This window comes from Enterococcus avium (genome assembly GCF_002891025.1).
Classification (GTDB): Bacteria; Bacillota; Bacilli; order Lactobacillales; family Enterococcaceae; genus Enterococcus_A; species Enterococcus_A avium.
The window spans coordinates 2,147,119-2,168,718 of record NZ_NBSL01000002.1 but is presented as its reverse complement, the minus strand read 5'-3'; the positions used below and the strand labels follow the sequence as shown (position 1 = coordinate 2,168,718).

The 21,600-nt window shown below is 37.0% G+C and carries 18 protein-coding genes; 11 read left to right on the top strand and 7 right to left on the bottom strand.

Annotated elements, in window-relative coordinates; genetic code table 11:
* The first annotated feature begins 14 nt into the window (after positions 1-14).
* From AUF14_RS10995 to AUF14_RS10970, 6 genes are all read left to right on the top strand, one after another.
* The gene (locus AUF14_RS10995) at positions 15-1,118 is read left to right on the top strand and encodes a coiled-coil domain-containing protein (RefSeq protein ID WP_049222134.1); all 1,104 of its coding nucleotides are present in this window, start codon (positions 15-17) and stop codon (positions 1,116-1,118) included.
* A 63-nt stretch (positions 1,119-1,181) separates the two neighbouring features.
* Entirely contained in the window at positions 1,182-1,982 is an 801-nt protein-coding gene (locus AUF14_RS10990) for a helix-turn-helix domain-containing protein (protein ID WP_048721976.1), read from the top strand.
* Positions 1,983-2,083: 101 nt separating this feature from the next.
* The gene (locus AUF14_RS10985; RefSeq protein WP_049222133.1) at positions 2,084-3,742 is read left to right on the top strand and encodes an immunoglobulin-like domain-containing protein; all 1,659 of its coding nucleotides are present in this window, start codon (positions 2,084-2,086) and stop codon (positions 3,740-3,742) included.
* Positions 3,743-3,931: 189 nt separating this feature from the next.
* The gene (locus AUF14_RS10980; protein WP_048721980.1) at positions 3,932-4,198 is read left to right on the top strand and encodes a YiaA/YiaB family inner membrane protein; all 267 of its coding nucleotides are present in this window, start codon (positions 3,932-3,934) and stop codon (positions 4,196-4,198) included.
* A 351-nt stretch (positions 4,199-4,549) separates the two neighbouring features.
* Positions 4,550-5,800, top strand: a complete 1,251-nt coding sequence (locus tag AUF14_RS10975) for a DUF4352 domain-containing protein (RefSeq protein ID WP_049222132.1) — start codon at positions 4,550-4,552, stop codon at positions 5,798-5,800.
* Between the two features lie 424 nt (positions 5,801-6,224).
* The gene (locus tag AUF14_RS10970; RefSeq protein ID WP_390889553.1) at positions 6,225-7,541 is read left to right on the top strand and encodes a DUF1958 domain-containing protein; all 1,317 of its coding nucleotides are present in this window, start codon (positions 6,225-6,227) and stop codon (positions 7,539-7,541) included.
* A 59-nt stretch (positions 7,542-7,600) separates the two neighbouring features.
* On the opposite strand, the gene AUF14_RS10965 is transcribed toward AUF14_RS10970, so the two are convergent.
* The 3 genes from AUF14_RS10965 to AUF14_RS10955 all read right to left on the bottom strand — a co-directional run bounded on the left by AUF14_RS10965 (position 7,601) and on the right by AUF14_RS10955 (position 10,556).
* The gene (locus AUF14_RS10965) at positions 7,601-9,169 is read right to left on the bottom strand and encodes an L-serine ammonia-lyase, iron-sulfur-dependent, subunit alpha (protein WP_049222129.1); all 1,569 of its coding nucleotides are present in this window, start codon (positions 9,167-9,169) and stop codon (positions 7,601-7,603) included.
* 11 nt (positions 9,170-9,180) lie between these two features.
* On the bottom strand, positions 9,181-9,393 hold the full coding sequence (locus tag AUF14_RS10960) for a tautomerase family protein (RefSeq protein WP_049222127.1): 213 nt from the start codon (positions 9,391-9,393) through the stop codon (positions 9,181-9,183).
* A gap of 176 nt (positions 9,394-9,569) precedes the next feature.
* Complete coding sequence (locus AUF14_RS10955; protein WP_049222126.1) at positions 9,570-10,556, bottom strand: ornithine cyclodeaminase family protein; 987 nt, start codon at positions 10,554-10,556, stop codon at positions 9,570-9,572.
* Positions 10,557-11,261: 705 nt separating this feature from the next.
* On the opposite strand from AUF14_RS10955, the gene AUF14_RS10950 reads away from it, so the two are divergent.
* Complete coding sequence (locus AUF14_RS10950) at positions 11,262-11,741, top strand: rhodanese-like domain-containing protein (protein WP_049222183.1); 480 nt, start codon at positions 11,262-11,264, stop codon at positions 11,739-11,741.
* A gap of 47 nt (positions 11,742-11,788) precedes the next feature.
* Here the strand turns inward: AUF14_RS10950 and AUF14_RS10945 are convergent, their stop codons facing one another.
* From AUF14_RS10945 to AUF14_RS10930, 4 genes are all read right to left on the bottom strand, one after another.
* Entirely contained in the window at positions 11,789-14,032 is a 2,244-nt protein-coding gene (locus AUF14_RS10945) for a S8 family peptidase (protein WP_049222125.1), read from the bottom strand.
* Positions 14,025-15,131, bottom strand: a complete 1,107-nt coding sequence (locus AUF14_RS10940; protein WP_102866038.1) for an AAA family ATPase — start codon at positions 15,129-15,131, stop codon at positions 14,025-14,027. The genes AUF14_RS10945 and AUF14_RS10940 overlap by 8 nt, the downstream gene beginning before the upstream one ends.
* Positions 15,132-16,115: 984 nt before the next feature.
* Positions 16,116-16,532: a VOC family protein gene (locus tag AUF14_RS10935; RefSeq protein WP_049222120.1), complete on the bottom strand. Its 417-nt coding sequence runs from the start codon at positions 16,530-16,532 to the stop codon at positions 16,116-16,118.
* Between the two features lie 206 nt (positions 16,533-16,738).
* Positions 16,739-17,053, bottom strand: coding sequence for a helix-turn-helix domain-containing protein (locus AUF14_RS10930; RefSeq protein WP_053089570.1), 315 nt, complete (start codon positions 17,051-17,053; stop codon positions 16,739-16,741).
* 349 nt (positions 17,054-17,402) lie between these two features.
* Here AUF14_RS10930 and AUF14_RS10925 point away from each other — a divergent pair, with 349 nt between their 5' ends.
* The 4 genes from AUF14_RS10925 (at position 17,403) to AUF14_RS10915 (ending at position 21,542) form a co-directional block, all read left to right on the top strand.
* The gene (locus AUF14_RS10925; protein ID WP_049222118.1) at positions 17,403-19,232 is read left to right on the top strand and encodes a DUF4365 domain-containing protein; all 1,830 of its coding nucleotides are present in this window, start codon (positions 17,403-17,405) and stop codon (positions 19,230-19,232) included.
* A 572-nt stretch (positions 19,233-19,804) separates the two neighbouring features.
* Entirely contained in the window at positions 19,805-20,332 is a 528-nt protein-coding gene (locus AUF14_RS22790; protein ID WP_225844216.1) for an Rpn family recombination-promoting nuclease/putative transposase, read from the top strand.
* 146 nt (positions 20,333-20,478) lie between these two features.
* Entirely contained in the window at positions 20,479-20,697 is a 219-nt protein-coding gene (locus AUF14_RS22785) for a transposase (RefSeq protein WP_227656341.1), read from the top strand.
* Positions 20,698-21,257: 560 nt separating this feature from the next.
* Positions 21,258-21,542 (top strand): helix-turn-helix domain-containing protein, encoded by a 285-nt coding sequence (locus AUF14_RS10915; RefSeq protein WP_053089569.1) that lies wholly within the window; start codon positions 21,258-21,260, stop codon positions 21,540-21,542.
* Positions 21,543-21,600: the final 58 nt, after the last annotated feature.

Below are 21,600 nucleotides of genomic sequence, written 5' to 3'. Positions count from 1 at the left end.
AAAGAGGGCGCATTATGAACGCACAACAAAAAAAGAACGGATGGTTTTTTAGCAAGAACATTATAGATGAAATCAATTCCGTACCTGAAGAAGATATCTTATTCGAAGAAGAAACTAGCGCTTTACCAGAAAAATATACAAAAAAACAGAGGGATGAAATTTCTGAGTTAAAGCGATTGAATGAAGAAAAGGATGATCTTCTAAATAAATTGACAAAAGAAAGTACACTAGAAAATCAACGTTTAATAAAAGAAAACGAAAAATACAAACAAGCATTAATTCGAACCGGAGAAGAAAAAGCAGAAAATCGTCGTCAAATTCAAGAGCTGGAAGCAGAAGTTCGACGAAATAGACAAGAAATACGAAACCTGCAAGAAAACAAAGAGTCAGGAGATTTGAAAGAGCAACTAGAAAAAGCAAACGAAGAATTGAGGACTTTGAAGACGACTGCTGAGAATTATCAACAACTGGAAAAAGAATTGCAAGAAGCTCAGCAACAAATTCGTAATTTCACGACTACTCAAAAAGATGAAGCATTCCAACATCAAGAAAATATTCAGAAGTTTGAACGACAAATTAGTCATTTAATGAATGACTTAACTGAAAAAGAAGAGCTAGTCACTCAATTAGACCAATTGATTGTCGAAAAGGATCAGTTGATTTTAGAAAAAGAGGATATCGTTCAACAATTGATTGAAGAGCAGAAGCATCAAGATTCATTAGCAGAAAGTGAACTTGTTGCACAATTGCAACATCAAATAACTACACTTCAAAAAGAAAATGAACAGCTACAGCAAGAGGCAACTCAATCGCAACATGAAATCGGGGAAGTGTTGATCTCTGCACGACGCCAAGCGAATCGAATGGTGGAAAAAGCCAAATTAGATGCACAGCGGATCGTTAAAGATTCGGAAGCGGAGCTGCAAACGATCCATGATAGGGCTAAGGAAATTTCCTGTGAGGTCGATGAATCACGTCAGACAATTTTGAGCATTTATGAAGAATTAAAAATCCGAGTTGATCAATTAGCAAAAAGTAATGTGCCAGACTTAGAGGAAATAAAAGGACGTTATGAATATCCTAAGGTTTCAGTAATCACAAGAAAAGAGCATAAGTAATTAGTGGAAAAAATGATGTAGTTAGATAATTTAATGGTTCTAGATAAAAAAGGGGAGATTAACATGAATCAAGTCTTGATTCTGACCAGAAATGTGTTAGCTGAACAAGAAATTCAACAAAAATTACAATCGTTAAACTACGAGGTCTATTGTTCTTCGAAAGTTTTTGATACTTGTAGACAAAATTTAGAAGTAAGAGAATTTTTTAAGCTTTTTCAATATGTCATTTTAAGTGAAACGATTTGTGAGATGGAAGTGATGGAGCTTATACCGATCCTAAAGAATCATTCCGCTCAAGTTATTCGAAAAGTAGAGACAAATGTAACAGAAGCAGATCAAAGATGTCTAGAAAATGAACAACTGAATGCGATTATTTCATCATCGGATTCAGTTGATGAGCTACGAGAGTGTCTGTACAACTTAAGAAATAGTGATGAACGAACTGAGATATCACATCGAAATAATAATGTCGTTCAATTGTCAGGCAAGGTTTCGTTAATTGGATCAAATTATCTTCAAGGTTCCGGTAAATATAATGAAATTAATCGTCGTATTATTGAGACGCTGCATCGATTGTCTCAGACTGAATCAAAAATTCTCTCTATTTTAATTGAGGCGGGAAATCAAGTAGTTACGCGTGAAGAAATCTGTCATAAAGTTTGGAATGAAGATGTGACTAAATCTCATTTAGCCTCTCTTTCTAGCACAGTAACACGCATTAAAACAAAGTTTGAACAAGGCAATTTAGAAAAAATAGCCATTCATACATTATGGGGGAAGGGCTATAGGATTAATCAAAATCTGCTCAACCATCTTCAAGGTGAAGAGCTTTTGAAAAGTATTGTTTCTGTATCAAATGGGTAAACAGAAAGTATCTCGTTAAGGATCATTGAGAGATAAAACATTACTAATGGTCTTATCCTCTTTTAGAGGTTAGATAAATAAAGATTAAAAAAGGAGAAAAAATGAAAAAGAAGTATTTAGCATCACTAACCATAGCATCTGTATTGTTACCAGCGTTTCTTGCCACTCAAGGAGTAATTGCTGCTGAAAATGAGGGAAATCCTCAAACAGCAACTCAAACAACAGAGGCACCTGCTCCAGCTGTACCAACTGTTGAAGTACCTACTTCAACACCAACACCTGAGGTACAGACACCAGAAATATCAAATCCGACACCTGAAGAAACACCAGTACAGGAGTCACCTCAGGAGACTGCACCGGTACCGGAACAAGGGACTCAACAAGAAAGTCTTCCTCAGGAAAAACAAACAGAAGTAAAACCATTAGACGTTGAGCCATTTCCACCGAATGTGCCAACGGATTCAGCACCAGCAATCAATATTATTCCAGTACAAACAATTACTAAAGGAACTGCATTCGATCCAATGGCAGGTGTTAGTGCAACAGATCAGACGGATGGGGATATTACATCAAAAGTAACCGTTAGTGGGAATGTAGATGTGAATGTCGAGGGTTCTTACTTATTAACCTATTCGGTCACAAATTCAAAAGGCCAGACCGCGACTCAATCAGCACATATCGTAGTAGTTGCTCCGAATATTGGGATGTACAGTATTGAACTTGCTGATTTTAGTTTACCTAAAGGTGCAGATTATGTTCAGGCGATTCGTGATCGGATTGTAGTGAAAGACGCTGACGGAACGATCCTACCGATTGAACCTTTAAACATCGTGGTTTCGAGCCATCATTCTACAGATAAAGTTGGCACTATTGCAGTAGAAGTGGCAGTTCTTTCAAGCTATAACACTGTAACTAAAAAAATTGTCAATATTACAATTGTTGACAATAGCGCAGTGAGAATTGATGCTTCTGATGTCACTATAAATGTAGGAGATACATTTGATCCTTATAATTATGCTAAGGGATACGAAACAGATGTAAATGGCACGGAGACTGCGTTAGGTCAAGCGGCAGATGCTTCAAGTACCGGGATTTTTGTATTATCAAATAATGTTGATGCAACAAAGGCAGGAACCTATCAGGTGACCTATCAAGTAAGAAGCTCTGCTGGCACTGTGGATACAAAGACAATCAATGTCACTGTAACTGATAACGCTAGTGACCGTTTACCAACAATTATTGTAGAAGATAAAGTGATGTATGTTGGTGATAAATTGACGAAGGAAATGGTTTTAGCTTGGGCGAAAACAGAAGATCCAAACGATTTTATCACTGGATTTAAAGTGATGAATGGTGAAATCAAAGTTAGAGTTATAGGAGATACATTAGTTGAAACTGGGGTACATGAAATCATGTTTTATGCGATGACTGCCGAAGGAAAAACAGCTGAAAAATCAATGACGTTAACGGTCAAAGATAAAGAAGCAGCCACTGATGGGAATGGCACTGGAACTTCAGAAAAAGAAAGCTCTTCAACAGAGAAAGAACCTGTAAAGGTTATTGAATCAACTAAAACAGAGAATAAAAAGGTTGAAACTGTCAAAAAAATGAATACTGAACAAAAAGGTTCAGTTGATATAGCTACAGATGAACTGCCTAAAACAGGGGAAAGCTCTAGTAATGTGTTCTTAAGTCTGCTAGGTATTTTTATGAGTACCGGAGTAGTAGCATTTCTATTAAAAAAGAAAAAATCAGCATAATAACTAATTTGTTCTAATAAAGGCTGATAGTTGACCGACTTTTAGAAGATGGTGTGAAACCTATCCTTTTAAAAGTCGGTATTTTGATCACGGTTAAATGTGATGAAAATGTTTATCAAAGCCAAAAAGAACGTTGAACTAACAAAAACTTATTTTATCAGGTAAGCAGTAAAAAAGGAGAATAAAAAAATGAATAATATCAAGAAAAAAGCATATCGAAATACCCCAGCATTTGTGCTATTAGCTTGGGGATCGTTTCTTTTTTTTATCATTTTAATTTCAATTGGATTATATACATTAAAAGAGCCATTGATGGTTAAAGGCTATTATCTAATGGGATCAGTAGGGTTGATTTCTTCATCGTTCACACTATCAAAAGTTATTCGAGATAATCAAGAAGATGAGGAACGATATAATCAAATGTTTAGAGCAGAAGATTTTCCTGAGAAGGAGTAATCGAATCATTAAATGTATTGGGTAGATAGAAAAAGGAAGCCTATTCTTAGAAAAAATCAAGTTCATAACTACTAATAACTCTAAGATATGAGTTGTAAAAATAGTATCTATCTTGCTTAATTGCTTTTGATATTAGGAAGAACTACTAATTGAAGATACAGACTAGGTAAAATTTAGGGGGTATTTCATAATGATCGAAGTCATCTGTTTACATCTAGGAAGGCTTCGGTTTTTATTTATCGCTAAGTTTAATTGATCCCAAAGGTTGTTTGTCAACAATCTACAAATTTAAGAATGGACGAATCGTTATAAGAATTAGCTTTTTAAAAATTGATAGAAAGAAGGACTAAAATGAAAAGAAAAATAGTATTGCCTTTGATGGCAATTGCTTTATTAGGAATTAGTGGTTGTGAAGATAAAAAAGAAAGTGACTCAAAAACGGATGTGACAAAGTCTTCGATTAGTAGTACAAAGCAGCAAGAAGACGCAGAAACTAGTAGTAGCGAAATAGAAGAACAAAAAACGGATGATAAAACGGATTTAGATACTATACAAAAAGTACTGAAAGAGCAAACTAAAGCAGAAAAATTAACGAAGCTTTTTGAAAAAGATGACGTAATTACCAATGGAGATAATAACGTTAATTTTACTATCAACGGTTATCAATATCTAAAGATTGAGAATTTTTCGCGTGATTTTGCCGTTTCTTATGGTGATCAAAATAAAGAAGGCGGCGTGTTATTAGTTTCCGCTACTTTTAAGAATAATAGCGATACAAGTGTTTACGCTGGTCCAGGTTTCTCAATGAGTGTCGTGGGATATGACTCTGCAATTGGACGTGATGAGGATCTTTTAGAGAACGACTTAGTTGGTGAGCTGCTAGATAAGAAAAATGAGCTTAAACCGAATGAAGAACTTTCAGGTTATGTAGCTTTAGGAGTTAAACCTGCAGCGATGGAAAAAATTACTGAATCCGGTACAGCCGAATTTGAACTTCCAGGATTTTACAGCAAACCTGATAGTTTTAGTAAAGCAGATACGATTGTTGAACCAAAAAAAGAGAGTATTGCTTTAACTAATGAGGGAGAAAGCAGCAATACTGAAGCTTCTCAGTTTTATGAGGATAAGATAACGACAGAAAATATGGGCACCAAAACAATGATTGATGAAAAGAAACTAGAGAAGGTAGAAAATTTTGAAAATGTGGCTATTACCGCAGAAGGTTCTCAAATCACTTCTTTTGAGCCTAATGAAGAGCAAGCATCAAGATTTAGCAAATTTGAATCGGGTGTTATTCTAATTACAGTTAAATTGAATATAAGAAATGATGGAGACACACCTTTAAATGTTGATAGCACTTCTGCAACTCTAAAAATAGGTGATAGCGTTAAAATGATGAGTGAAAACATGCTGCAAACCAAGAATGGAGCTGATGAAGTAGGAAAAGGAGAAGAGGCAACAAAATGTTTAGTTTTTGCACTAGATAAAGAGTCGTACGAAAAGCTTTATAAAGATCAAGATCTCCTTTTAGATGTGAATTTATATGATACTAATTTCAAACGTATTACAAAAATTGGAAATATTTTATTTGAACTCACGTAGTTACAGATTTATTAGGAAGAATTGTAGTCATTAGTAAAAGGACTCACTCAACATTGATAAGTAATTTTAATTAGCGGAATGTTTCGGCTTAGGTGTTGATTAGGAGTGATCAATTAAATTTTGTAAGCCTATTGCACTGCTTTTGCAGCGTCAGCCGAAAATTATTGAAGCGTAAAATGTATTTAATAGCAGGTTTCCCAAAGAATTGGGAGCCTGTTTTTGATATGAGTAAGTTAATAAGAGAGAAATAGAAAAAGGAGTCTGTATTATGTGAAAAAAGTTCTAATATTTGTTTTCCATGTATGCTAAACTTTTAGGTATTACATGTTAACTAGGAGGTTCTGTGAATAAAAAGGGTTTATTATTAATCATTGTTTTATTTCTGATTTCTTTCGAAACATCGGCTTTTGCTGCTGAGGACATTATGGAGATTACCAAATCAGCAGGCTACACCGATGTGTTAGAGGAAAACAAACCAAAAGCTTCGATCGTGGTTGATGGAACGAATGGTCAGATATTATGGGAAGAGAACGCTGATGTGGTCAGAGAACCCGCCAGTATCTCCAAAATAATGACGGTCTTTTTAGTTTTTGATGCCATAAAAGAAGGGAAATTGACTTTAGACACGAAAATCAAAGCAACGGAAAAGGATCAAGCCATCAGTCAATTGTATGCCATCAGTAATAATAATATTGTAGCAGGTGTCGAGTATCCTGTTAAAGAGCTATTGAAAATGGTCGTTGTGCCGTCATCGAATGTAGCGACGGTTATGTTAGCAAATGCTGTTTCAGAAAGTCAAGCAGGCGCATTTGTTAAAAAAATGAATGAGAAAGCTCAAAAAATCGGTATGAAGAATACTGCTTTTTATAATTGCAGTGGTGCTTCAGCTGTGAGCTTTGAGGGGCTTTATACGCCAGAAGGCTACGATGCGAATGGCAGTAATACTGCAACTGCTCGTGATTTGGCTACAATGGTTTTTCATTTGATTAAGGAGCATCCAGAAGTATTGGAATTTACGAATCAGCCAAAGGTCACTGCCATGGAGGGAACGCCCTATGAAGAGACCTTTGAAACCTACAATTATTCGTTGCCTGGAGCAAAATATGGTTTTGAAGGTGTAGATGGCTTGAAAACGGGTTCTGGTCCTAGCAGTGCCTTCAATTATATTGCAACGGCCAAGCGGGGAGATACTCGTTTGATTGAAGTGATCCTAGGGGTGGGCGACTGGTCTGATCAAGACGGAGAATACTATCGTCATCCCTTTGGTAATGCGTTGCTTAAAAAAGTTTTTGACGAGTATGAACACCGCTTGCTCCTATCAAAAGGAATCCACGAGATTGATGGAAAATCGATACAGCTAGCGAATGATTTTTATGGTGTAGTGAAAAAAGGTGAAGAACCAAAAGTCACGATCCAAGAAAATCGGGTGACGTTAGCCAGTCAGAAGGAGCAGCTGACAGAAGACATGCCGAAATTATCGCTGAACTATAAAAAACTAGAAACAGAAGAAAAACATTTGCCGACTACGAGAAAAGCGTCATTTTTTGATCAGGCGAAGAAGTTTATTTTACCAGCTTTTCTGCTTATACTAGGACTGGCGCTGTTACTTTTTCCAGTGAAGAAAAAAACACTAAGACGGACAAGAAGCAGCTCTCGCCGTAAAGGTGTGGTGATATTCAGAATTGCTGGAATTGTCTGTATCCTTGCTTCATTATTTATGATGATCTGGGAAATACTTTAGAGAACCGAAAAACAGAGTGAACCGCCAAAATAGGCGAATCACTCTGTTTTTAATTTCTATCAGCAGCAATCCAATGGACAGCCTAAGCGTTCGGCGATGGCTAGTCCTGATGGTGTTTGTGCCAAGCCGGCATGACCTGTACAGCGTAGTGACGCTGGAATCATTCGACCAACTTTATTGAAGCTTTCGATGGTTTCATCTAACGGAATAACGACATCATAGCCAGCCAGCGCCATGTTGGCAGCACCCAATGCGTTCATTCCGCACATCATATTTTTCCCAAGACAAGGAACTTCTACCCGAACACCAATTGGGTCACAGGTCATTCCGAAGACATTTTGCAAGCCCATAGATGCGGCATTGACTGCTTCTTCGATGGTTCCGCCCATTAATTGCACGAGTGCGCCCGCAGTCATACCAGAACCCGAACCACATTCCGCCTGACAGCCTGCCACCTCTGCGGCAAATGTAGCATATTCCGCAATGAAGACACCAATCATTCCCGCAGCTAAGAGCGCTCGAACCAATTCATCATGGGTCTTTTTTTGATAATCACTAACAGCGATCAAGGTTCCTGGTAATGCGCCGCAGGAACCTGCCGTTGGCGCTGCAACGAATACATTCATCGAGCTTTTGACTTCCATTAAGGCAGAGATATTCTCGATGATTTTAGCTGGCAGGTCATCACCGATCAACTTCTCACGATTGGCGCGAATTTTAGGTGCCTGTGAGCCTAGCATCCGATCTTCATAGGAAGTACCGGCCAAGCCGATTTGAATGCCGTTTTCCATAATTTCAAGAATGTCTTCCGCTTTTTTATAGACTTCTTCTTCGGAAATACTGCCGCGATGACTTTCATAGCGCAGCGCCATATCGGCTAGATCTAAATTTTCCTCTTTTGCTAGAGCAATCATCTCTTCGGCTGTTGAAAAGAGCATCTTAGGTTCCTTTTGCGACATAATAGGCAGGACAGGATCAAAGGCAATGAATCGTTCAACCTTCATCTGCTTATTCAGCCAAGCGATTTCTTTTTCAGAAATCTCCTGTTGAGTCTTGATATGCAGCATCGTTTTACCAGCTTGTTCCTTGACGACAGCTGAGCAGAATTTGTCGATTTTATCTTCTAAGTCAGCTTCAGATAACGCCAAAGTCTCACCGAAAAGGAGGGTCTCATAGAAGCCTCCAGTAACTTCGACAGCAAAATGATTGATCTCGGTAATCTCGATCATCCCGCCGCCAACAGAAAGAGCAGTTACATCTAGTTCTTCGCCCAGATCTGTTTTGACTGTCATTTTATAAGTGTTAGGATGGTTGTTTTCGTAAGGAACCACCCGGAAAACAATTTCCATGCCATCCGCTTCAGCAATTTCAAGAGCACGTGTCAACCGATTGTCCGTCGGGTCCATTCCCAGCAAGCCCCCAACTAGACCGATATCGGAGCACTGCGTAATATAGCTTGCAGCTAACGAACCCTCTGGATCAAAATCTGCCTGAAAATAGATGATTTTTCCAACGACCATCTGCCGCAGTGCACGTCCAATCCGCACCGAGGCTGCTGTATGGGAACTTGAAGGACCGATCATCACCGGGCCTAACACATCATTAAAAATACTGGCATGTTCTTTCATTCGCGTCCTCCTTAGAAATCCGCTTTGATATAAACATCCTCACCTGCGATTTCGTCACCGATTACGTCTTTCCACTTGTCTGCTTCAATCTCCTTGAATGACACCGAGATCACATTCGGGGTACAACCAAGTTCCTTCACCACGAAATCTTGCAATTTTTTAGCAAAGTCCTGTTTTACTTCTTCCGAACGACCAGGGTACATTTTGACTGATAAATGTGGCATTTTTATTCCTCCTTATTGATTTTAACGTATTAATTTTTCGTGGAAAAATTATTCCGATCCGAATGGCGTATACCATCCAACTAAGTAATTCAGCTTTTAATTGATGCGGGCATCGTTGCTGTCTCACTGGCTAAGCGGGCTGCGAGAAGTTGGACTGGCATCCTTATTTCTATTTTTTACGACCATTCTGTTCCGATTTTTTCTTCCAGCGCACGTTCATAGATTTTTTGGGCAGTGACGAGATCCTGAGCGCCGATCCCAACAGTTTTAAAAACGATGATCTCTTCGTCATTTTCGCGACCGCCAATTTTTCCCATCAGCACCTCTCCGATGTCTCCGGTAAAATCGTCCTTCGTAATTATGCCGTCTTCTAGTGGTATCAAAATATCACCGGCTTCGGATAGCACCGCCTCTTCTGAATCAAAATAGAGCTTGCTGGCGCGTTCTAAAATTACCGGGTCCATTTCCTGCATATGCGGTTGATAAGAACCTACGCAACTGACTGTGGCACCAGCCTTGACTTTACTGCCATCAAAAACTGGCGAAGTGGCTGGGGTAACAGTGATGATCAGATCGGCATCATTAATCGCTTCATCTGAAGTTTCCGCTGGCAAAATTTGAGTCCCATAGTCCTTCAGCTCTTCATTCATTTGCTTAACGAATGCTTTTGTTCGCTCAGAATTTTGGTCAAAAACGTGGACCGTCTCTAAATCCCGGGCACAAATCATCGCCTCTAATTGTGTCGCGGCTTGTCCACCAGTTCCGATCAGTGCACCTTTTTTTGCATCTTTTCGACCTAAGACATCAAAGGCAACCCCAGAAGCGGCACCAGTCCGTAGCTGAGTAACAGTCACACCATCTAGTAGGGCGCTGACATAACCTGTCTTGCCATCTACTAACAGCACTTGAGCTGGAGCAGAGGCTAAACCTTTATCAATATTGTCAGGGAAAATATTGATGATTTTTAGGGCAGCTGCATCTAAATCAGGTGCGTAAGACGGCATGAATAGGAATGTGCCATTTTGTTTTTCCGAAACGATCTGTGTTCGCAACGGCACATCTGTCTTACCCCCACTAAATAATTGGAAGGCCACCTTGTCTGCTTCAATGGCATCCTTCATGGTAAATACTTGTTTGATATTTTCACGAGATAAAAGTAGCATAAAAACCTCCTTAATGAATTTTCTTTCACACCTAAAAGTATAAGCGATTACAATAACGGTTTCAAAGGAATTTCAAGAATTTTCTTTTATTCTTGCTACTACTTTACTGATAAGTTTATGGCTGAGTTCAAAAGCTGAAGCGACCTTGGAGGAAACATGTTGATGTACGGAGTACGAAGCACCGCTACAACGAGCAGCTGGCTGTTGGCGGACTGGAGTTAAAACTCCTTTAACTGCATTAATAGAACGATTGTAATTTTATTCAAATTTTTTAGCTATTTTAAACCATTTCGCAACAAAAGAAATTACTCAAATTGTTATTGAAAAAGCGTTTTCCTTTCTATATACTTTGATTGAAGAAAGATTCACAAAAGGTGCAGGAGGTGGAAGAAATGTCAAAACGACTATGACTATGAGGTGAAAACCAACTTAGAGTATCTAAGCGAGTTCGTGTAGCATTCTTTCCCTCAAAGTATTCCTGTGCTTAAAAAATCTGATCCCATACTTTCGAAGGATAAGGGATGACAAAAATATTTGGAACCCTTTCTTTACTGACGGCGTTTTAGTAGTAGCTTCTTCGTTAATAACCTGAAGCTGTCCACTTCTGACACAGCCTTTGTGCGGAAAAAACGAGGTGAAAGTAAAGCTATGACTCACCAATTCAACGAACCAACAAAAAATCGATCGAAAGAAGGATTTAGAAAAATGAAAAAGAGAATCAGCGGATTATTACTCATTACTTTAGCAATATTTGCCATCGTGTTGACAGGCTGTTCCAACAACGATGGAAAGAAAGATCGTGCAGAAGCGGATATTGATTGGCAAATGATCACACCAGAAAAGATGAAGAACGTTCTTGAAACAGACGATGCTGCCGATTATCAAATCATCGATATTCAACCGGAGGCAGACTATGAAAAAGGCCATCTGCCAAACTCTATCAGCGTACCAGCTTATCCAGTAGATACTGAAGAACTGGAAAAATTAGTCGTGGATAATGCTGATCAATTTAAGGATGGCGACAACCCAATCTATGTTGTCTGCCCAGGAGGTGGAAGCGGGGCGAAACGTACAATCTCATTACTCATCGATGAAGGCATCGATGAATCTCGGTTATATATCGTTGAAAACGGTGCGAAGAAATGGCCTTATAAAGATGATAGTAAACTGTGGGTGACAGAGTAAAATTTTAATAATAAAAAGAGTATCGGATGTTTTTAATCCGATACTTTTTATATTTGCTGTCTATCTTCTAAACGCATTTGAATTGGTTGAAGAATCGGATATTGAGACATCACATTACTATAAATATTTGTATCATTAGTGTAACGGACTGTTATGACCAGTGCATACTCTATTCTGTCTCTGTTATCAGATCTAGAGAGTCCATGTAAGCGAAGAAATGGTTTATTTAAGCTGCTTACTATTTTTCTGACTCTTTGTGTTTTTGTAGTATCCCATTTCAAAAAAGCGTTTCTTCGTTCTGTTTCGTCTAAATATTTTGAAGTTTGCTTTTTCGGATATGCACTTTTTTTGAAACCTTCCTCTAGTAATACTTCCGCTTGAGCTTTCCCTTCCTCAGAAGATAAATCTACTTCAATAGTGTTACTCCCTTTCTTACGAAAAGGATATCTCTCAGAGTTAGGATAAAAATCATCTTCTATTCCATACTCAGTGTACTTATCAGTATTATCAGGATTGACTTTTGATTTGGTTACAATAGTCCAAGTGAATATTGCAGATTTAGAAGTAGTCTTTTCAGGAACTGGAATAGGTAGCACAACATATCCTTTTGCAGAAATCGTTCCCGAATACATAATTCTAACTTCATCGTTACTTGAGGTTAGTAGTTGAGCTGAATCGTTGTCAAATTCGCCCTTACTTTCATAAGGAATATCCTTTGCAGAAGAAATCCGCAATGCTAAAGAATGTTCCAGTAACGCACGCGCTTCCCAAACATTAAAATCGGGATATTTGTCTAGTATCAAAGCTAATTTTCTTGCTACATGCGGAGCAGAAAATGATGTTCCATGAACTTTGTTTAATAAATAATCAAACGATGAAATAGTATAAATAGGATCAATTGGAAGTAAACCACCATGATCAATTAAATCTGGTTTAAGTTTTGCACCTTCTCTTCCAAGACCAATTGAACTGTATGGACTAGTGATTTTTTTCTCGCGATGCTCATAATATGCGGAGACGGTTAAATTATTCACTGAATCTCCCGGGATTTGTATTCTCTTCGCTATCCCGGTTTGAGTACCAGTATTACCAGCTGCGATAACAAAGAGAATATCATTTTCATAAGCAATTTGATCTAGTATTCTAGTCAACGAAGAAACGACTTCATCTTGGACAGGTCCTACAGGTCCGATAGAAAGATTCCAAACTTTGATATTGGAGTACTTAGGGATAATATCTAGTATCATTTGATCTAGAGTTAAAAGATTAAATTCCATATCCTCTTCAGAAGGTAATGCACGAACACTTTGAATTCTAAACGCTGGAGTTAGCTCATCTTCACCTTGTTCATATAGATCACCGAAAAGAAGAACACTAGCAACTGACGAACCGTGTTCTACGTAGTAGGATGTAGGTGGAATTTTTGACTCATCAATTTGTGTTATTGATTTAAAATAATTATTTGATTTTGAGATACCACCATCTATTAAACCAATCCAAGGAAGAGTACGTATTTTGTCTTCATTCATATTTGAAATAGAATATTTATTAATTATTTGCTCAGGAGAAAAGTTAGCGGACAAATAGTCTCTACTTTCTGATGTGTATGCTGCTCGTAAAGGGTTGAACTTTTCAAGTTTTTTTAGTTCATAATTTGTTAAATTGCAAACAATGAAAATCACATTATTTTCTGTTTGAATAATACTGAACTCATCCTGACCTAGCCCCGTTATCTTTTCAAATTTTGTAATAAATTCTTCGATATCCTCCACGGAATGAAAAACTAATTCATATGTTTTCCGTTCTACCGAATTATTTTCATCAGAAATCGAGGGTTTCAACAAAGAAATTTCTTCCATCCGCCTAATTTCTTTTGCTTGATTTTTCTTTGTTGTATTGTTTATTTGATTGATTAAAAAATCAATATTTTCTTTGCTACCAAATAAATAATCTGATCTACCTTCTTTTCCGTCATTATCAATCCAGGTTGCTGAACCTGTTACTTTAAGTTTAGACTCTCGGTATATTGAGGATACTTGATAAGACTTTGCAAGAAATGCATTTGAATAGCTCACTCTAAAATATATATTTTTTAGAAAGTTCGTACTAGGGAGACTTTTTATCTCTGATTTCAATTGATTCAATTGAGGTAAAAGATGGTCTCTAGCTTGATCTAAACTTCTTTTAAATTTACGCTCTTCAGCATTTGAATCTCCTCCAAAAGAAGGGGTTACTCCAGGTATAGCAAGAGCTCTACCATTAATAATTAATGGATTCGATTTTTCAGCCATCCTTAGTCAACTCCTTTAAGTATCTTTGCACAGAACTTTTTGAGATGTTCATTAACTCACCAATATCTCTAGTTGTCAGATTAGGGTAATTTTCTTTTAAATGCTGGACTATAAACTGTTTTTGATCCACTTCTAGCTTAGGAAATGTCAATTGGGTCAAAATAGTTAAGAAGGGGTTTTTTCCTTTTATGACTTTTAGTCGTAATCCTTGTTGGGAATATATCTCTATTTCAGCAGGGGAAAAACCGTCACTCAAGTTTGTTAGAATGAGAAGTTCATCTCTTGTTAATTGATTTTTTGAATACTTATCCCAAAGTTTTAGACGGTTTTGTTTATCAGGTAAGCTAATATCAATTTTTTCATCAAATCTTCTCCATACTGCACTATCCAGATTTTCCTTATCGTTAGTCGTGGCTATAATTAATCCTTCGCCTTCCCAAGCATCTAAACTGGTTAATACAGAATTAACAATTCGTCTCATTTCTCCAACATCATTTCTGGAGGATCTACTCACGGCAATACTGTCGAATTCATCAAATACGATCACAGCCTTTTTTGAACTTAAGGATTTGAAAAGAGAGGTAATTGTTTTTCCGGAGTCACCTAGATAACTTGAAAAAAGTGTAGGGACATTAACTAAAAGAAAATCTAACTCTAATTCATAAGCTAAAGCTTCGCCGATAGAAGATTTACCTGTTCCAGGGTTACCGTTCAAAATAATTTTTTGACTCAATTTTATTCCCAAATCATCCAGTTTCTTTCTATTGCGGTAAGAAATAATAATGTCATCAATATGATTAAGAGTATCTCTATTCAAAATTAAATCGTCTAAAGTTTTTACTGGTCTTTTCCGATAAACATATGCTTCAATTCCTTCAAAATCATTGTTTTCTTGATTAAATCTCGTTAGTTTTTGATCATATAGTCCAGCTTGATGTTTTGAAAGGAGCTTAGATAATACTTCTGCTACTTTCTTTGTATCGTCTTCTTTTGCAAGCAATCTAATAATTGATAGAATAACAGCTTCGAGTGAATTATTGTCATTATTGAAGCTTGCTTCTACAAGATCAGGAAGATAATTAATTACATTTTTTCTCATAAAACACTCTCCTTTTTATTCGTCCCAAAAATATTTAAAATATTTATTGTGGGACAAAAAAGAATAAAAATGCTTATTTAAAAGCATTTATAATTAAAAAAATCTGTCCCATTCATTATACGATATCTTGTGATAATAATAAAGTAATATTCCATATTTCATCTCATAGAGGTTCTAGCCATAAGAAAAACGGATTTTGCACTCATTATTAAAAAATATTAACGAAATTTTTAGTCGCCTGTTGTAAAGTATAAAATAGACAAAAATATTGGAGAAATCAGCTATGTCTATCGATTTATGCCTTGCTAGCTTTCAAAAATTAGAATTACCACACACTACCTCATTTTCTAATGAAATGTCCATTAATGATTTGAAGAAGCTTGAGAATTTCCCTTCTATGTCTAGCTGATTTAGAGAAAAATTTAGGGACTGATATAAAAGCGATTGATCTTGATGAGAAAATGGTTGCTTTGCTAGACGAAGCAGCAGATATATTATCGGTGACTAGAGACTAAGATGAGGGAACGATCAACCACTATACCGAAAAATCGTTTATTTATGAATTAGCCGAGAGGAGCTGTGACAAAAGACTTGTCATAGCTTCTTTTTCTGAATAAACGGTGTTCCAGAAGTAGCTTCTTCGGAAATAAACCGAAATTTCACAAAAATTTGAGAAACAATTTTCGGAAATTCCTTCTTATTTCTTGAAGCTGACCACTTCTGTCACAACCTCTTCAACTCCTATTTTCTCACTATCTCAATCATTGGAAGTGGCGTTCGAGCTGTGGAATATCTGGGAAGGCAAGTTTGATGTATAAGAACTGAATAAGGTTAAGCTTGAAAAGTTATCGGCGGATTATTTGGAGAAACTCTTTGGACAGAGTGAGTATTTCTTTCTTATTGTTGATAAGTATAAATAATTGGACTGTATCTAGCATAAACATAAAGCCTCCTGCGACAAAGCTATTCGTAGGTGGCTTTCTTTTACTGTGCATTCAATTCCCATATAACGCAGAATTTGTCTTGTAGCTTCGCATAATGAGATTCCCAGAAAGTCTTGTGCAGACCAACAAGACTCGTGGATCCGGTCTTGATCAATTGGCTTTCTAAAGTCGTGATCTCTTCATAAGACTCTAACTCCAGCCAAAAAGAGATACGACCATTAGATGTGATAGGCTGAAAATCGTTCCTTTCGACTACATCTCCCGCATAAAAGAACTGATTTACCAGCTTAAAAGTCGCGTTAGCAATACATCGGCTGCGCTGATCATCCTCTATGTAGCCCATGTCTTTAAAGGTCATTTTTTCAACGATTTCTGCATTAAAAACATCAGCATAATAAGCTAAAGCCTGCTCACATGTATCATCAAATAAGATAAAAGGAACACTTGCTTGGATCATCTGATCACCTACACATTCATTCTAGCATAGCCATTTTAGGAAAAATTATTCTAGATTGTGTTCTTTTTGAAGACAGAAGAAAGAAGCTTGACCAGATTGATCAGAATAGGCGGGTCTTCCTTGATGGGTGGGCGCAAAGTAATCGTGAAGTGTCGACCGCTTCTTCCTCACTTGCTTCAAACAGTTTGCGGTGGAATAGAGGTCCGTCATTTTCTGTTTATATTGTTTAGGTGAGCTGCCGTATACTTTTTGAAGGTGTTTGAGAAGCTTCCGGAACTTGAGTAACCGACCGAAGATTGAATGAACATAATCCGATCCTCTTGTTCCAGTAGTTCAATTGTTTTCTCCGCTTTTAAACTTGAAATAGATTCTCGCAACGAGTATCCGGTAAGACGCTTAAATTCTCTACTAAAGTGATGCTTATCGTAACCGAAATATGCAGAGATATCCTCGATTTTCAACTCATCTAGAAAAATATTTTCCTCAATGTAAATGAGGATATCTTCAATAATGTCTTTCATTTATCTCAGGCCTTTTCCAAAAAGTATAACGTCTCATACGAAATAATGCCATTTTATAATATACACCATTAATTATTTTCTATTATTTTAATAATTACATATTAGTTTTTCGAACAAGATTCACAATTATATATAACTGATAATAGTTGATTTCCATTTACTTAGGTGGCAAAAAATGTTATTTTGTTTATAGGGATATCAACTAAAAAAGAACTTTATCTCATTAGTGCCGAAAGTGAATAAGGAGCTGGAGTTCTCCAGTGATCTGGGTTACGAGGTTTCTTACTAAACAGTCCTAATATACATGAATGTTTGATAGATGATGAAATTAAGATGAGGTGGAAAATCAATGCTAATAAAAATGGAGGCTTTGCCAAAAATTGAAGAGAAGGTTGAAACATTATTGGGCACTCGCCTGTCAGAGTATTGCACGGTAAACATCATGCACACAGACTTTGGCAGCGACTTTTACTGTGTGCTTCCGCCAGATGAAGTAGAGGATCGAAAGGAGTTTTATGTTCAATACCGAGAATTGGAAAGAGTTGCAGATAAGGATGACTATTTATCCCTGCGATTAAAAACAGCAACAGTCCGAAGATGGTTTAAGAAAAGGTGCTTAACCTTTCTTTTTTATGTTGATCTTGCTCATGATGATATTTATTGGATTGATCCATTTGAACAATTCTTTGAAAAACTAGAGGAGCTTACGCCGAATCAGGAAGCGGTGGTCTTTGACATTCCTAAAAAAAATCTACTCTCAAAGAACGCCAGAGAATTTCCAAGTGAATTTTTTGAACGTATGGAGAAGTTTGATAATTATTTATTCAATGGGACCTTAGATCGGATCAGTCGCGATATTGAAACCTTTACGGAAAAATCTTTATTCTCAGAGGAGTTGCTAGTCGATGAGAAGGAGAATTCTATAACGATTAAGTATAAAAGTGTCTCTTTAGAAGCTGATTTTCCTAAAAATGATCAGGATGGTAACTGCTCGATCACATTTGCGCGGCTGTTGAAGGTGTCAGATCCAGGGGTTCATTTGAATCACAAGGAAATATTGGGATTATTCTATTTCGGCAAGGAAACTGATGCACGCTTAGGAATGCGAAAATACATTGGATTATATCTGGAGGATTTGGGACAGTATTTTGTTGATTTTGGAAACAGTGTCGCTTATTTGTATCAGCATGAAGTAGACGAATTAGGCGTGGTAGTTGATACATTTATAAAAAAATATGTTGCGAAGATTACAGATTTCCTAAAAGATCTGCAATCCTTTGCTTTTGAGCCCTATTACGGCGATTATCGAAGGTTTAAGCTGATGCAGCTAGATGTGGAAATGTGGGAAAAAGTTCGAGAACATGTCCAGAAGTACCAAACAAATAATGGAGCGTATGAAAATGGCTATATCTTCTCACCTTATGCAGATCCCAATCAAATCGGTGTCGATGACGATCAAGGCAGAGAGTTATTCAGTGTTTATGGATATTATAAACAATCCGACATGGACCTGGAGAAGCTAGTCGTAGATGTGGTCTGGGAGTATATTGACTACTCTACATCAGGTATTGAGGCTGGTCAGACATACAATGTCGCGGATACGTATGCCTTTTTTATCAATGAGCTGCTGCCTAATTTCTTTACTAATGAGCAGACGATCAAGAAAAGAAAACTCTTTCGAACGAAGCTGGTGAAGGTCTATAAAACACAAACTAAAGAAGAAATCGAGAAAAAAATCTTTATCCCAAAATATAAGCTGACCCAATATCCGAATGGAAATGCTGAATTGGCCGAGACATTCCGCTACTTATCAGATTATTTGAAGGCACAAGAGTTTTATGGTTTTGACCCTATAGCATTTGAAAACCTGTTGGAGGGATTTGACAATCTGTTAAGAGCTGAATTAGCAATCGGCGGGGAGTCTTCAAAGGCTTGGTATCAAGAAAAGAAGGAGGATCTGTTGAAAGATGTCAAACAGCTAAAGCTTGATCAGGAAAATGATTTTCCTAGCGATGGGTATTTTCTTGCGAACACCTTCAGTAAGCTTGAGGCGATTGTCAGTCATTATAAAGGTTCCTTTGATGGAAAAAGAATTCAAGAAAGTGAGCTGCTCTGTGAGTTTGCTGATTTAATTGCTGAATACAATGAAGATCGATTGATCCGATTGTTGCTTAGTTGATAGAATTTATAGCCTTGTAAGAAAGACGGGAAGTGGTAATCCACTCAGCGAATGACAGTCAGAGTTATACTTTCATATCACTGAAAGATATTTTTAGATGCGATGCGGATTACATGAATAAAAGCAGAATAGCCAAATAGATACACTTGCGAAGGATTTCGTAGGTGTATTTTTACTTTTTGTTTAGTAAGTAGATAAAATGCTATGCGTTAGCTGCTGCTATTTCCACTTACGAAAAAGAAACGAAGCAAATCCAAAAATACAAGTGGTAATAAAAAGGATAAATAAAACAATTTTTATAATGGTAGAAAAGTCCATGAACAATCGCCTCCGATAATTCAAACTATACCATAAAACGGTGTTATATGTGAGGTTTTACTGTATTTTATGCGATAAAAGAAGTTATATAAAACCTATTTATTAATGACAATTTTTTTGATGAAATGAAAGCTTTCACAGGAAATGGACAGATTTTTCTTTTGCGTATCTTACAGTAAAAGAACTTTGATAGCGATTTTTTGCCATGTTATAATGTAGGCGAGAAATCCTGCTATCTGAAAGGCAGGAAAACGATGCAAAAATACTTACCGACCAACGATCTACTTTTTCGCAAACTTTTTAGCTCAGAAGATTCCCAGCACATTCTCAAAGCCTTTATCAAAGACCTAATCGGCATTGAATTCAAGACACTAACCCCTACAGTCACTTACCATATCGACAGTTATATAAAATCCTACGAAGAAAATGAACAATCCGAATTAAAGCGAACTGAAGTCGATGTCTTAGCAATCGATGAAAATGGTGCTCATGCCACGATCGAATGCCAGATACAATCTCATGATTGTTTTCATGAGCGAGTGATTTTTTATCTAGCCGAAGCCTATCGTTCACCATTTGGGGCGATCGAAACAAAGGAAGCTGAAAAGAAGAACAATTTTTCAAGTCTGTGTCCAGCCTATGGAATCAATATTTTGGATTTTGATCTGTTTGATGAGAATGAGCAAGCTCTGCAGCTGTTTCGTTTACTAATGAAGAAACCCATCGTCCATTTCATAATCGAAAATCACAGGAACTGCTGCTTTTATGCTTTCTCAGCCTGAAAAATAAGAATATCGCCAAGCAGCATCCTGCTTGGCATTGGTATTATTTCTTAAAAACGGGAGAAACAACTGATCAGGCACCAGATTATATCAAGGAAGCCAAAGCCAGAACCGATTTTTTAAACCTAGAAAGCGAGGAACAAAAAATGATCATGCGAATTGATAAAGACAAAGCTGTTAGCGATGCGATTCTATCTACGAGGTTTCGAGAGGGACGCGAAGAGGGAATCGAGCAAGGAATAGAACAAGGAAAAAGACTAGTAGCTCTTGAATTGCTAAAAACCGGGAATACGATTGATTATGTATCGAAGGTAACAGGATTGGATATAAAAACACTTAAAAAGTTGAAAAACGAAGAAGAGTAGTATTATGAACGTGCTATGCAAAAACGGATTCAAAAGCAAATCCTATTTATCAAATTTTTTACAATAAAGATTCTTACTAATAGAACGGTGCTTGTGATACTTAAATAAATCGCAGGTGCCTCCTTCCATATACAAGCTTGAGAAAACTCATAGATTTCTGTCTTCATGAAATAATTATGAAGCAAACTAGATGTTCAAAAAATTGATGAGCCAATATCGAAATCTATTAGTAAAGGAAAAAGTATGCGTGTTATTATAAGTTCATAGCTGAATGGGATAGTTACGAAGAATTAATAATGAAGTAGGTAAAGAGAGTTTGCTTTTCGTTTATTAGGAATAGTAAGCGAATTTTACACGTCATTATCAAAAATGAAGATTCCGTGGTTGAATGTTGAAAATGCACGCACGCGCTAAAAAGCATCAAGAATCCCAAAAATTAGCTTATGAAAGCCAAAAATACGTATAGTTATCTGATGACGCACCATTGATCAAAACGAATGTATTAAAAATCTATCGTCTCACCAGAAGACAATTATCAATTTTTAGAGGTCTTGCATCATTTGTCCCAGACTGAAACAAAGATTCTCTTCATTTTGATTCAAGCTGGGAATAAAGTCGTTACACGAGAAACGATTTGTCATCAAATCTGGAATGAAGAAGTTAATAAATCACATCTAGCGTCCTTATCCAGTACGATTACACGAATCAAGAATAAGTTCCAGCAAACGAATTTGACCCATAAAGCGATCCAAACACTTTGGGGGAAGGGCTATCGAATCAATCCAGAACTATTGGATCGAATTCAAAAAAACGAAGCGTTGCATACGTTAGTTTCGAGTGGGTAGAAACGAATACAGATCATAAAGAATCAGGAAGAAAAAACTGATTCTTTTTTGCCTATAA

Excerpts from the sequence above, each read along its gene's own strand:
- AUF14_RS22785 (WP_227656341.1), top strand. The coding sequence starts at position 20,479 with ATGATCATGCGAATTGATAAAGACAAAGCTGTTAGCGATGCGATTCTA.
- AUF14_RS10980 (WP_048721980.1), top strand. The coding sequence starts at position 3,932 with ATGAATAATATCAAGAAAAAAGCATATCGAAATACCCCAGCATTTGTG.
- AUF14_RS10930 (WP_053089570.1), bottom strand. The coding sequence starts at position 17,053 with ATGAAAGACATTATTGAAGATATCCTCATTTACATTGAGGAAAATATT.
- AUF14_RS22790 (WP_225844216.1), top strand. The coding sequence starts at position 19,805 with ATGCAAAAATACTTACCGACCAACGATCTACTTTTTCGCAAACTTTTT.
- AUF14_RS10990 (WP_048721976.1), top strand. The coding sequence starts at position 1,182 with ATGAATCAAGTCTTGATTCTGACCAGAAATGTGTTAGCTGAACAAGAA.
- AUF14_RS10935 (WP_049222120.1), bottom strand. The coding sequence starts at position 16,532 with ATGATCCAAGCAAGTGTTCCTTTTATCTTATTTGATGATACATGTGAG.
- AUF14_RS10960 (WP_049222127.1), bottom strand. The coding sequence starts at position 9,393 with ATGCCACATTTATCAGTCAAAATGTACCCTGGTCGTTCGGAAGAAGTA.
- AUF14_RS10985 (WP_049222133.1), top strand. The coding sequence starts at position 2,084 with ATGAAAAAGAAGTATTTAGCATCACTAACCATAGCATCTGTATTGTTA.
- AUF14_RS10995 (WP_049222134.1), top strand. The coding sequence starts at position 15 with ATGAACGCACAACAAAAAAAGAACGGATGGTTTTTTAGCAAGAACATT.
- AUF14_RS10975 (WP_049222132.1), top strand. The coding sequence starts at position 4,550 with ATGAAAAGAAAAATAGTATTGCCTTTGATGGCAATTGCTTTATTAGGA.
- AUF14_RS10940 (WP_102866038.1), bottom strand. The coding sequence starts at position 15,131 with ATGAGAAAAAATGTAATTAATTATCTTCCTGATCTTGTAGAAGCAAGC.
- AUF14_RS10945 (WP_049222125.1), bottom strand. The coding sequence starts at position 14,032 with ATGGCTGAAAAATCGAATCCATTAATTATTAATGGTAGAGCTCTTGCT.
- AUF14_RS10950 (WP_049222183.1), top strand. The coding sequence starts at position 11,262 with ATGAAAAAGAGAATCAGCGGATTATTACTCATTACTTTAGCAATATTT.
- AUF14_RS10970 (WP_390889553.1), top strand. The coding sequence starts at position 6,225 with ATGGAGATTACCAAATCAGCAGGCTACACCGATGTGTTAGAGGAAAAC.
- AUF14_RS10925 (WP_049222118.1), top strand. The coding sequence starts at position 17,403 with ATGCTAATAAAAATGGAGGCTTTGCCAAAAATTGAAGAGAAGGTTGAA.
- AUF14_RS10965 (WP_049222129.1), bottom strand. The coding sequence starts at position 9,169 with ATGAAAGAACATGCCAGTATTTTTAATGATGTGTTAGGCCCGGTGATG.
- AUF14_RS10955 (WP_049222126.1), bottom strand. The coding sequence starts at position 10,556 with ATGCTACTTTTATCTCGTGAAAATATCAAACAAGTATTTACCATGAAG.